Annotated in this window: 10 protein-coding genes; 9 read left to right on the forward strand and 1 reads right to left on the reverse strand. The window is 27.2% G+C overall.

Going from position 1 to position 13,515, the window contains the following annotated elements; translation table 11 throughout:
* Window positions 1-33 precede the first annotated feature (33 nt).
* Complete coding sequence (locus Q0Y03_RS10875; RefSeq protein ID WP_297713847.1) at window positions 34-813, reverse strand: AraC family transcriptional regulator; 780 nt, start codon at window positions 811-813, stop codon at window positions 34-36.
* A gap of 161 nt (window positions 814-974) precedes the next feature.
* Between Q0Y03_RS10875 and Q0Y03_RS10880 the strand changes: the two genes are divergently transcribed.
* The 9 genes from Q0Y03_RS10880 to Q0Y03_RS10920 all read left to right on the forward strand — a co-directional run bounded on the left by Q0Y03_RS10880 (window position 975) and on the right by Q0Y03_RS10920 (window position 13,351).
* On the forward strand, window positions 975-2,960 hold the full coding sequence (locus Q0Y03_RS10880; protein WP_297713848.1) for a beta-L-arabinofuranosidase domain-containing protein: 1,986 nt from the start codon (window positions 975-977) through the stop codon (window positions 2,958-2,960).
* Between the two features lie 196 nt (window positions 2,961-3,156).
* A complete protein-coding gene (locus Q0Y03_RS10885) occupies window positions 3,157-4,563 on the forward strand; it encodes an MATE family efflux transporter (protein WP_297713849.1) in 1,407 nt (468 codons plus the stop codon).
* 187 nt (window positions 4,564-4,750) lie between these two features.
* Window positions 4,751-5,764 carry a LacI family DNA-binding transcriptional regulator gene (locus Q0Y03_RS10890; protein WP_297713850.1) on the forward strand — a complete coding sequence of 338 codons (1,014 nt, stop codon included), beginning with the start codon at window positions 4,751-4,753 and terminating at the stop codon, window positions 5,762-5,764.
* A 177-nt stretch (window positions 5,765-5,941) separates the two neighbouring features.
* A complete protein-coding gene (locus Q0Y03_RS10895) occupies window positions 5,942-8,008 on the forward strand; it encodes an alpha-galactosidase (protein ID WP_297713851.1) in 2,067 nt (688 codons plus the stop codon).
* 294 nt (window positions 8,009-8,302) lie between these two features.
* Window positions 8,303-9,682, forward strand: coding sequence for a melibiose:sodium transporter MelB (melB, locus tag Q0Y03_RS10900; protein ID WP_297713853.1), 1,380 nt, complete (start codon window positions 8,303-8,305; stop codon window positions 9,680-9,682).
* 152 nt (window positions 9,683-9,834) lie between these two features.
* Complete coding sequence (locus tag Q0Y03_RS10905; RefSeq protein ID WP_297713854.1) at window positions 9,835-11,787, forward strand: beta-galactosidase; 1,953 nt, start codon at window positions 9,835-9,837, stop codon at window positions 11,785-11,787.
* A 222-nt stretch (window positions 11,788-12,009) separates the two neighbouring features.
* Complete coding sequence (locus tag Q0Y03_RS10910) at window positions 12,010-12,471, forward strand: hypothetical protein (protein WP_297713856.1); 462 nt, start codon at window positions 12,010-12,012, stop codon at window positions 12,469-12,471.
* A gap of 17 nt (window positions 12,472-12,488) precedes the next feature.
* Window positions 12,489-12,920 carry a MarR family transcriptional regulator gene (locus Q0Y03_RS10915; RefSeq protein ID WP_148322147.1) on the forward strand — a complete coding sequence of 144 codons (432 nt, stop codon included), beginning with the start codon at window positions 12,489-12,491 and terminating at the stop codon, window positions 12,918-12,920.
* A gap of 35 nt (window positions 12,921-12,955) precedes the next feature.
* On the forward strand, window positions 12,956-13,351 hold the full coding sequence (locus Q0Y03_RS10920) for an HsmA family protein (RefSeq protein ID WP_297713858.1): 396 nt from the start codon (window positions 12,956-12,958) through the stop codon (window positions 13,349-13,351).
* Window positions 13,352-13,515 lie beyond the last annotated feature (164 nt).

Raw genomic sequence — 13,515 nt, forward strand, 5'->3', positions numbered from 1 at the left:
TTATATCTCTACTATATATTGTATGGAGAAAAGTTAACTAGATTTATCTCTAAAGCTATTAGGGGAGATATTAAATAATTTTTTAAATGCTTTACTATAATGGAACTCATCGTAAAAGCCAAAGATATTGGCTATCTCTTTTAACTTCATATCAGGATAAGAAATTAAAAAATATTTAGAGTTATTAAGTTTAAGTTCTAAATGATACTCATGAATACTTTTTCCAGTATTATTTTTAAAATGTTTTTGTATAGTTCTAGAAGAAAAATTTAATAATCTAGATAAATCATCAATACTAATTTTATTTTGAATATTTTCTTCCAATATTGATATTATATCTTTTGTAAGTTGATTATATTGAAATGTATCAATTTTGTTAACTTCTAAGTCTATTTCAGCTAAAATTCTAGATAAAATTGAACTTTTTAGTTTTGTGTTATCTGTATTACTTATATTACATAATGATGATAATTCGTGAAAGTAATAGAGCAATTTAGGATTATCTTTAAAGTTTAACTTTGATGGAATACAGTAAAAGTCATTAGTAATTTTATCAGGCTTATTAAAAATAACATCATCTTTAATGTCAGTAGAAAAATGAATGTAATAACAAGATGTGTTTTTAAGATTATTTGAATGTGGATAATGATGCTTATAAGCTGGTAAAAACATAATATCACCTTCACGACTTTCAATTAGTTCATTTTCAACAATTACATTAAAACCTCCACTTACAACGTAAACTAAATCATGAAAAGGCAAAGTTCTATCAGGATGAGCGATAGTATTATTAAATATTAATTTACTGCACATATCAACTTTTCTAAAACAATTTGAGTTTAAATTTGTATATAACATGTGCATTATTTTACATGAGCTTCTCAGTAAAGTCAATGGAGTTAATAAATGGAATTGAACTATAATTAAATTGTACTAAAGGTAATAAAAGTAATGAGAATATGGAGGTTAAAATTATGAGTAATACAATTATTAATGAGTTGCCAAGCAATATAAAATTTAATAATGTAAATATAACAGATAGGTTTTTTGGATATTATCAAAACTTGATAATTAATGAGGTTATACCTTATCAATGGAGGGTATTAAATGATGAATTAGAAGGTGTAGAAAAAAGCTCTGCAATAAAAAATTTTAAAATAGCAGCAAAAGAAATGGAAGGAAATTTTTATGGATTTATCTTTCAAGATAGTGATGTTTATAAGTGGTTAGAAGCAGTTGCATATAGTTTGCACTTAAAAGAAAATAAAGATTTAGAAAGATGTGCAGATGAAGTTATAGATTTAATAGGAAGAGCACAACAAGAGGATGGTTATCTTCATACTTATTTTATAATAGAAAGACCAGATATGAAGTTTAAAGATCTTTGGGAATGTCATGAATTATATTGTGCAGGACATTTTTTTGAAGCAGCTACAGCTTATTATAATGCAACAGGAAAAGAAAAAGTTATTGAAATAGCTAGGAAATTAGCTGATTGTATATATAACAAATTTGGAACTGAAGAAGGAAAAATAAAGGGATATGATGGGCATGAAGAAGTTGAATTAGGACTTATGTCATTATACAGTGTAACAAAGGAAAAGAAATATCTAGATTTAGCTAAATTCTTTATTGATGAAAGAGGACAATCACCACATTTCTTTGAACTTGAATGGGAAGCAAGGGGAAAAACTAGTTACTGGAATGGATGGAATCCTTGTGAATCACCAAATGCATCAAAAGATTTTATTTCTTGTATAGGCGCAGAATATAATCAAACTCATAAGCCAGTAAGAGAACAAGATGAAGCTGTTGGACATGCTGTTCGAGTTGTATATATGTTATGTGGAATGATTGATGTTGCTAGAGAGTCAAAAGATAATAGTTTATTAGAAGCTTGTCAAAGGTTATGGACTAATATAGTGAACAAAAAGATGTATATAACAGGAGCAATAGGGTCTACACATGTTGGAGAAGCATTTACAGGAAATTACGATTTACCCAATGATTCTTTATATGGAGAGACATGTGCTTCAATAGGTCTTGCTATGGCTGCTAAGAGAATGTTAAATACAGAGATAAATTCAAAGTATAGTGATGTAATAGAAAAAGAAATATATAATGGAATAATTTCAGGAATAGCAATGGATGGAAAGTCTTTCTTTTATGTAAATCCATTAGAAGTATATCCTAAAAATCATACTAATCCAGTTTTAGAACAAGTAAAGGTTGAAAGACAAAAATGGTATCCTTGTGCATGCTGTCCTCCCAATGTAGCTAGATTTTTATTAAATATAGGAGATTATATATATTCTTCTAACAATGACATACTATATATTCATCAATATATTGCAAATAATTCAAGGCTTAATATAGGTGAATCTTTTGTAAATATAGAAATGAAATGTGATTTATTAAAGTCTAAGGATATAGAAATCAAAATAAGTGGTAGTAATTTAGAAAATAAAAATGTAGCATTAAGAGTGCCTAGTTGGAGTTCTGGATATTCAATAAAAATCTCTAATAAGGAAGCAGATTATGAAATTATTAATGGATATATATATTTAAGAAATATACCTAAAAATAATATTTCTATACATTTAAGCTTTAATTCTGAATTAAAAGTTATAAAAGCTAATAAAAGAGTAAGATATGATGCAGGAAAAGTTGCTATAACATATGGACCATTAGTATATTGTGCAGAGGAAATAGATAATGGAGAAATGCTATATAATTTGTTACTTAAGGATTCAAAGAATTTTAAAAGAGAGAGATTTATTAATAATGATTTAGAATTATTTAAGATAATAGTTGATGGATATAGAGAAATAGATAATGATGATAGCTTATATCATGAGAACAATGTTGCTTTAAAAGATGAAAAAATAACATTAGTTCCATATCATTATTGGGGGAATAGAGGAACTGGAGAAATGCAAGTTTGGTTTAGGATAAAATAATAATATAATAATATAATTATAGATTACTATCTAGATAAGAAGTAAATTTTTCTAGATGGTTTTTATTATAAAAAATAAAAAAATAGTATAAGAAAACACATGGAATTTATTTTAGATTTGTAATAATATAGAGCTTGGTAAAAAAATATATATAGAATTTTATGGAAATGAATTTGGGTGTAAAGAGGAAAAAGATATGGAGAAAAATGAAGTAAAAGACTTAACACAAGGTAATGTATTCAAGCTAATTTTAGGTTTTTCAATCCCACTATTATTTGGAATGCTATTTCAACAGTTCTATAGTATGGTGGATACAATTATTGTTGGTAAGTACTTAGGGGTTACTGCCTTGGCAGAAGTAGGATCAACTGGGTCAATAAATTTTATGATAATTGGTTTCTGTATGGGAGTTTGCAATGGATTTGCAATACCTGTAGCACAAAAATTTGGAGCACGTAATTATAAACTCTTACGTAAATATGTTTTTAATAGTGCAATATTATCGGCTATATTTTCACTTGTTATGACTATAATAGTATGTTTGCTTTGTAGGAATATTCTAGATTGGATGAATACACCTGATGATATAATGGATGGTGCATATAGTTATATATTCGTTATATTCTTGGGAATACCAGTTACTTATTTATATAATTTATTAGCTGGAATAATACGTTCACTTGGAGATAGTAAAACACCACTTATATTTTTAATCATGTCATCAATAATTAATATTGTTTTAGATTTAGTATTTATAATTATTTTTAACATGGGAGTAGCTGGAGCAGCTTGGGCAACTGTTATATCACAAGCTGTATCAGGTATATGTTGTTTAATATTTATGAAAAAAAGATATAGTATTCTTAAGTTTGAAAATGACGAACTTAAGGTTAATGGTCATTGTATGAGAAGATTATGTTATATGGGAATACCTATGGGTTTGCAGTACTCTATAACAGCAATAGGAAGTGTAATACTTCAAACAGCAGTAAATGGATTAGGTTCACTAGTTGTTGCAACAGTAACTGCAGGAAGTAAGATTTCTATGTTTTTAAGTTGTCCATTTGATGCATTAGGATCTACAATGGCTACATATGCAGGGCAAAATGTTGGAGCAAAAAAGCTAGATCGTGTAAGTGAAGGGATAAAAAGTAGCCTAAAAATAGGTTCTATATATTCAATAATTGCTTTTATAATATCTATTTTCTTTGGGAAAACTATAGCATTACTTTTTGTCAATGGAAGTGAAGTAGAATTACTTTCAATGGTGAAGAAGTATTTAATAATAACAGCAGCTTTTTATATTCCATTATGTTTTGTAAATGTAGTACGTTTTACTATTCAAGGAATGGGATACTCAACATTTGCAATATGTGCTGGAGTGTGTGAAATGGTAGCTAGAACAATATGTGGATTTGTTTTAGTTCCTATATTTGGGTTTACTGCAGTATGTTTAGCAAGTCCTATTGCATGGATATGTGCAGATGCATTTTTGATACCTGGATATATAAGTGTATTAAAGAAGATGAAGAAAGAAATAAAACTTAGAACTAAAGAGAAAGTTAGTGATATTAAAGAAGTTAATGCTGGCATAGATTTATAGAATGGATAGAAGATACGTTAAATAGATGATAAAGTATCAAAAGTTTAACGTATTTTTTATATTAAAGGTATGTTTATAATTAAGATAAAAAATATATAAGTATAATACTATAAAGTTAAATTAATTTATATTATAATGTTAATAAAATGCACAAAGTCAAAAAGTAATATTGAGGTGAAATATAAGAATGGCTACGTTGAAGGAAATAGCAGATAAGGTAGGGGTATCCTTAGCAACAGTATCTAGAGTTTTAAATAATGATAGTGGAATTTTAGTTGCCGATGAAACTAAAGTACAAATATTAAAGGTAGCAGAAGAATTAAATTATAAGACTGCAAAGCAAAGAAAAGGTAAAAATATAGATAAAAAAATAGTTACTATAGGAATCGTAGAAATGTATGATGTAGTCAAACAGTTACAAGATCCGTATTATTTGCTTTTAAGGAATATAGTGGAGAAAAAGGCATTTGAAAATGATATAAAGCTTGTTAGACTATTTAAAAAAGATAATAATTATGAATGTATTGAAGAAGAGGAATTACAAGGAATTATTGCTATAGGAAAGTTTACTTCGGAAGAAGTAGAGAAATTAGCAGATAAAACTATAAATATAGTGTTTATAGATTCTGCTCCAAATGATGAGTTATATGATAGCGTAAAGGTTAACTATAAGTTAGGTGTAAAACAAGGGTTAGAATATTTTATTAAGCTTGGTCATAAAAATATTGGATTTATTGGGGAAAGATATACATTGGGGGATAATAAAATTCCTACTTTTGATGATAGATTAAAATATTTTTATGAATATATGAATAATAATAAATTACTAAATGAAAAGTTTATAATTAATAGTGACATGACAGCAGAAGGTGGACATGAAGCTATAATTAATTATATTGATAGCAAAAATGAAATGCCAACAGCTTTTTTTGCAGCTAATGATGCCATTGCAAGCGGGTTAATTAAGGGATTATATGAAAGAAGTATAAAGGTTCCGGAAGAGGTAAGTATAATAGGATTTAATGATACAATAATATCACAATATACTAATCCACCATTAACAGCTATAAGGGTACATATAGAGTATTTAGGGGAAGTTGCAGTAGAACTTATTATTGAAAAGATAAAGGGAAGAAATTATGCAAAAAAAGTTATAATACCTAGCGAATTTGTATTAAGAAGTAGTGTAAGAAAAATATAATAGAAAACTATGAAAAAGAGAGTATTTTTTATTATTTAAGATACTTTCTTTTTTTATAAAAATAATTTTCTAAATAAATTTTACTAAAAATATTGAAAATTTTACTGTGAATATATTATAATCTTTATTAAGAAAACGTTATCTAGTAGTATTATAGTAAAAGGAGTTAGTAGAGTTATGGGAATTTTAATCAATAAGTCAGAAAATATATTTAGCCTTCAAAGTAAAAATACTTCATATGTATTTGGAGTAGATAGTGAAGGGTTATTAAGAAATTTGTATTGGGGAAGTAAAATTCAAGATATTGAAGATTTTGATATGCCTATATTAACTGAAGTATCAACAAATGACCCGGTATATGAAATTACCAGGGAGGAGTATCCGGTATATGGAAGTTTAAGATATAAAGAGCATTGTTTGAAGGTTACATTTTCAGATAAAAGTAGGGAATTAGTTTATAAATATATGGGATACGATATTAATGGTGATGAATTAACAATAAAATTAAAAGATTCTTACTATGATTTTAATATTAATCTTCATTATAAAGTTTATGAACATTATGATTTAATAGAAAGATATGTAAGTATTAAAAATAATTCTAATAATATTATTGAAATTGAGAAAATACATAGTGGACAATTTCATATTCCTTATGAAGGTCTAAATTTTTCAAATGTTCATGGTCATTGGGGAGCAGAACAACAAAGATTTATTCAAAAAGTTAATTATGGAAAAATTGTTATAGAAAATAGAAGAGGAATATCAACTCATAATCATAATCCTTATTTTATATTAGATAAGGATGCTACTGAAACCACAGGTGAGGTATTCTTTGGAGCTTTAAAGTTAAGTGGAAATTTTAGTGGAATAATAGAGCAAACTCAATATGGTGAAACGTTAGTTCAAATGGGAATAAATTCACATGATTTTTTAATGGAGCTTAAACCAAAAGAGCAGTTTGTTACTCCTGCAATTATAGTAGGATATAGTGATTCGGGTTTTGAAACTATGACTCATAATCTTCATAATTTTGCAAAAGATAATATATTAAGAAAGGGATTAAGGCCAGTATTATATAATTCATGGGAAGCAACTGAGTTTAAGGTAAGTTGTGATGAGCAAATAAAACTTGCTGAAAAGGCTAAGGAAATAGGGGCCGAATTATTTGTAGTAGATGATGGATGGTTTGGAGAAAGACACGGAATAGATAATGGTTTAGGGGATTGGTATGTAAATAAAGATAAATTCCCTGATGGATTAGATCCATTAATTAAAAAAGTTAAGGAAATGGATATGATGTTTGGAATATGGGTTGAACCAGAAATGGTAAATCCTTTATCTCAGCTTTATAAGGAGCATCCGGAGTGGATATATCATTTTGAAACTAGAGAAAGTGATACATCAAGGGGACAATATGTATTAAATGTAACTAGAAAAGAAGTAAAAGAATTTATTTATAATATGCTAGATAACTTGTTATCAACTTATGATATTGACTATATTAAGTGGGATGCTAATAGACCGATATCACAAACAACAGTAGAAAAAGATATTTGGTACAAGCATATAGAGGGAGTTTATGATATTGTAAGAGAGTTAAAATGTAAACATCCTAATGTTTTATTTGAAGCATGTGCATCTGGTGGAGGAAGAATTGATTATGGAATTTTAGGGATATTTGATGATTTTTGGACAAGTGATAATACTGATGCCTATGATAGATTATTTATTCAAGATACTTATTCGTATATATATCCAATTAAGGCTATGAGAGCTTGGGTAACAGATTGTCCTAATTTCTTATCTAAAAGAGTTATACCAATGAAGTTTAGATATCATAGTGCTATGATGGGAACTTTAGGTATTGGCTGCAATATATTAAATTTTAATAAGGGTGAAATAGAATTATCACAAGAATTAATAGAAGAATATAAACAAATAAGACATATTATCCAAGAAGGTAATTTTTATAGATTAGAAAATACATCAAAAAATAATTATAGTGTTTATCAATATAATAAAGAAAATGAAAGTTTATTGTTTGTATTCTTACCTCAAAGTGTAATCGGGCATAGAGGTATAACAGTTAAACTTAGAGATTTAGAATGTGATTCTAAGTATTTAATAAAAATTGATAATAGAGAAATAATTAAAAGTGGAAGTTACCTAATGAATAGAGGGTTAGATATTAAGTTATATGGGGATTACTCTAGTGATATTATAAAGGTTAATAAAATTTAAATAAATATTATTTTAAAATAGATTATTAAATACCAACGTAGAATTATAGGTTCTTTAAGGGTTAATAATCTATTTTTATATATTTTACAGTGATGATGAGATAGATAAATTGGGCGATAAATTGATAGTTTTGAAATGTATAGTGAAATTACTGGGTAAAACTTAGTAAAATAATATTAAATTTTACAGTAAAAATACTTGTAAAACCTTTTCTTATATGTTAATATATAAACATGAAATGTGAAAACAATTACAAAAAATAAAAATACATGGAGTATTTGGAGGAAGAGAATTATGGGATTATCATTTAAAGAAAAGTATTCTTTTGGAATTGGTGCATTAGGAAAGGATTTATGTTATGCAATAGTATCTAGTTACCTAATGATTTATTTTACAGATTTAGTTGGACTAGCTCCTGCTTTCGTTGGAAGTTTATTCTTAGTAGCTAGATTATGGGATGCCATTAATGACCCTATGATGGGGATGATTGTTGATAATACAAATACAAAATGGGGTAAGTTTAGACCTTGGATTTTAATTGGAACATTAATTAATGCTATAGTATTAGTATTTTTATTTAAAAAACCAGATGGATTAAGTGGAACTTCATTATATGCTTATTATTCAGTAATGTATCTATTATGGGGAATGACTTATACAGTAATGGATATACCTTATTGGTCAATGTTACCTTCTTTATCTAAAACTAATGAAGAAAGAGCTCAGATGTCAGTTATACCAAGAATATTTGCAAGTTGTGCATGGTTAATAATGGGGGCATTTGGACTTTCAATAGTCAATACACTAGGAAGTGGGAATCAAACTAAGGGATATGGATATTTTGCAATAATAATAGCAATAATTTTTGCAATAACTTCTATTATAACTGTTGTAAACGTTAAAGATAGTAGTTGTAAAGCAACAGAGGTAAATGAAAAACCAGAGAAGACAAGTTTAAAGAGAGCGTTTAAAGTTATAAAAGAAAATGATCAACTTATGGTATTTATAGGAGTAGTACTTGCATATAACTTAGTGGCTCAATTATCAGGAGGAATGTCAATTTACTATTTCAAGTATGTTGTTGGAAATGAAAATATGTATCAAGTATTTACAGCATTTGCTGGATTAGCTGAAATAGCAGCACTTATGCTTTTCCCTATGCTTTCAAAAAGAATGAGCAAAAAAGGTGTATTTAGATTAGCTTGTTACTTACCAGCAGTAGGTTTAATAATACTATTATTTGCAGGAATTTTTGTACCAGGAAATGCAGCACTTATAGCTTTATCAGGAATAATACTTAAGTTAGGTTCAGGATTTACTTTAGGAGCTACAACAGTTATGCTTGCAGATGTTATAGATTATGGTGAAGTAAGATTTGGTTCAAGAAATGAAAGTATAATAGCTTCATTCCAAACATTGTTAGTTAAAACAGCATCAGCTGTATCAGGATGGTTAATAGGTGTTGGATTAACAATAGTAGGATATGTTCCCAATATAACACAAACAGCAGGAACAATATTAGGTATGAGAATACTTATGGTAGCGGTGCCTTCAGTAATAACATTATTAGGGTTCTTCATTTATGTTAAAGGATATAAGTTACATGGTGAATATCAAGAAAAAATAATGGACGAGTTAAATAAGAAGAGAGAAGTTGAATTAGAAGTTGTTTAGATCTTATAAATAATTATTAGCAACGACTTAATAAATGACAAATTGAAGGTTAAACTCTCAATTTGTCATTTTTATTTAAAAAATATATTAATATAAAAATAAATCTGATATAATATTTTAGTAAAATTTACAGTAAAAAAGGAAGAGGTAAAATGTTTTTAGGTGTTGATTATTATCCAGAGCACTGGAATGAAGATATGTTAGAAGAAGATTTAAATAATATTATAGAATTAGGAAGCAATGTAATAAGAATAGGTGAATTTGCATGGCACATGATGGAGAGTGAAGAAGGTAAATTTGATTTTTCATATTTTGATCATATAATAAATGAAGCTAAGAAAAAAGGATTAAAGGTTATATTTGGTACTCCAACAGCTACAATGCCAGCATGGCTTGCAAAAAAATATCCAGATGTTTTAGGTGAGTTTGAAGACAATACTAAGAGAGTTTTTGGAGGGAGAAGACAATACTGCTTTAATAGTAAAACTTATTATAAATATAGTGAAACAATAATTAGAGAACTTGCAAATCATTTTAAGGATGAAAGGGCAATAGTGGCATGGCAAATAGATAATGAATTTGGACATGAGGGGAGTGATGTATGTTATTGCAATGAATGTAAGAAAGCATTTAGAGAATATTTAAAAAAAGCTTATAATAATGATATAGAGAAATTAAATGAAATTTGGGGAACTAGGTTTTGGTCTCAAACTTATAACGATTTTGAAGAAATACCAATTCCAGCAAAGACAATAACAATACATAATCCAAGTCTTAGAATGGAATGGGAAAGGTTTAGAAGTTTAAGTGTTGAAAATTATGCAAAGTTTCAAGTTGAAATATTAAAGGAAATATTAGGAGAAGATTCAGTAATAATTCATGATTTTTCTGGGGGATATTTTGATAAAAGTTTTGATTTTTCAAAGGTGGCAAAACATATAGATGTAGTCGCATATAATAATTATCCAGTATGGGGTGGTCAAAAGGAGCCAATTCCTCCACATGAAATTGCTTGTGGTTTAGATTTCATGAGAGGTGCTAAAAGACAAAACTTCTGGATTACAGAAGCTATAATGGGAGCTCAAGGACATGATGTTATAGGGTATCTTCCAAGACCAAATCAGGCTAAAATGTGGTCATATCAAGCAATGGCTCATGGATGTAATTCTCTTATGTATTTTAGATATAGAGGAGCCACTAAGGGGGCAGAGCAATATTGTTATGGAATAATAGATCAAGATAATAGAAAAAGAAGAAAATTCTACGAAGTTCAAGATTTTTTTAAAGATATGAAAGAAAATGAACATATTATAAATAGTGAAATAAAATCAGAAGTAGCAGTTATTTATGATTATGAATCTATGGCATCCTTTAGAATTCAAAGACAAAGTTTCTTAATGGATTATAAAAAAGAAGTATATAGATTGTATAGACCTTTTTATGAAAATAATATTAATATTGATGTTATACCATCAGATGTAGATTTTAATGAATATAAAGTTTTATTAATACCAACAATGATTGTATTTAAGCCTGAAGTTCAAGAAAGAATTAAAGAATTTGTTAAGAATGGTGGTAAAGTAGTATTTAGCTTTAGAACTGCAGTTAAAGATTACTATAATAATTTAACATTAGGAGAATTAAATCCAAGTTTTTATAATGAGTTAATTGGTGGATTTGTGGAAGAAGTAGAATCTCTTCAAGAAGGTCAAGATGTTAAAATTAAGGGTATAAATAACTTTGAAGGTATAGAAGGTACTGGAAGTGTATTTAGAGATATGTTAAAAACTACTACAGCAGAAAGCTTATTTATGTATGATGATGAATTTTTTAATGAATTATCATCTATAACATTAAATAAGTATGGTGATGGAGAGGTTTATTATATTGGTACTGGTGTAGACAATGATATCATGAATATAATAGCTAAAAAAGTATTATCAGAAGCAAATATAGAAATAATTGAATCTGAAGATGGTATAGAAGTTGTTAAGAGAGTAGTAAATAATGAAGAATATTATTTTGTTATGAATCATACTGCATTAACAAAAGAGTTTAATGGAATTACTTTTAATTCTTATGAAAGTAAAATAATTAAGAAGTAATATTAAAAAATAAATATATTTAATATAGTTGTAAATTATTATTTATAGCCTTAACCATTATTTTTATTTGGATAGGGCTATTTTTTTATTGGGGATTTTCAATAATTTAAAAAATAAAAGAGATATATCAAATATTTTATTGACAGGAGGAATAATAGTTGTATAATAGTTTGCATAGGAACTAAAAGGTTCGCATAGAAACTAAAACAAGGAGGGATAGTGATGGACAAGTCTAAAAGTGGATTTTTAGCAGTTAGTAAAAGAACGTTATTACTTGTAGCAGGTTTGGTATGGGGATTTGCAGGATTAAGAGTATTTACATTAGGAAGAGGAGATGTTGTGCTAAATAAAGGCAATATATTTATAAGTGTAGTTTTTTCAATTACTATATTTTATATATTCTTTAATTTTATATTTAAAAAAATATTTACAAAGCATGCTAAGAGAATTATAAATAGTAAATTACAAAAGCAATGTCTATTTTCATTTTTTGATGTAAAGGGATATATAGTAATGGGATGTATGATGATATTTGGAATAATCATAAGAAATCTCGGTGTATTAAATCCTACGTTATTAGGAAACTTTTATATGGGGTTAGGGGCAGCATTATTTTTAGCTGGTTTAACATTTTTAATAAGTTCAATAAAATTTCAAGAAACTAAAGCTAAATATAGTATGTAATATTGGAGGTAAATTATATGAAAGGCTATGATTCATTTGAAATAGCTATGCTTATAAAAGAAATATATTCTAATACCATGGGGATAGTTAGTGAAAGCTTAAAGGAGAGTGGATTAACACATCAACAAATAATGATTATTAAATTAATTGCTCATAGGGGACAAGTCACTGTATCCAAGTTGTGTGAGGAAATGTCATTAGCAAAAGGAACAGTTTCTGGAATAGTTTCAAGAATGGAAAGTATGGGTTATATTAAAAAAATTAAAAATGATGAAGATAAAAGAAATACTTATATTACTTTCTCGTATAAGGGAGAAGAATTTGCTAAAGAATTTAGAAAAACTATAAATGATAGTTTTGATAATATATTTAAAAACTTTACAGAAGAAGAAATTATAGAGTTAAAGAAAAATTTAACATATTTAAGAGATAAAATAAAAATGAATTAGATAGTTGATTTTAATATTATTGGAGGATGAGGAAAATGAATGGAATGTTAATATTTGCAATAATTACTATAACACTAGCGTTATTATTTTATACAATTGGAGTTTTTGGAGAGAGAAAATCAAAAACTTTAAACAAAAAACATGTTATAATATTTTGGTTAGGATTACTATGTGATACAACAGGTACATTAACAATGTCTCAAATATCAAAATCAGGTATAGAATCAATAGGATCTACAAGTCAAATGATTCATGGAGTAACAGGATTTTTAGCAATTGTTTTAATGCTATTTCATGCTGTATGGGCAACTTGGGTATTATATAAAAATGATGAAGAGCAAAAAACTAAATTCCATAAATTTAGCATTGTTGTTTGGGTAGTGTGGCTTGTACCTTATATTGTTGGAATGATAATAGGAATGGGAGCATAATAGATATTATAAATTTTATATAATTATGATAGTGTAAAGTTTCGTATGAAAAAATAGCCTATGGCTAATTTTTAATAATAATTAAAAAATAACGTTGTAATATCAACTAAAATTTAAAAATTGGATATGACAAAAAGACCTTCGGTATCGGAGGCAAAAATAAA

The sequence above is a fragment of the Clostridium sp. genome (assembly GCF_026168755.1).
Lineage (GTDB): Bacteria > Bacillota > Clostridia > Clostridiales > Clostridiaceae > Clostridium.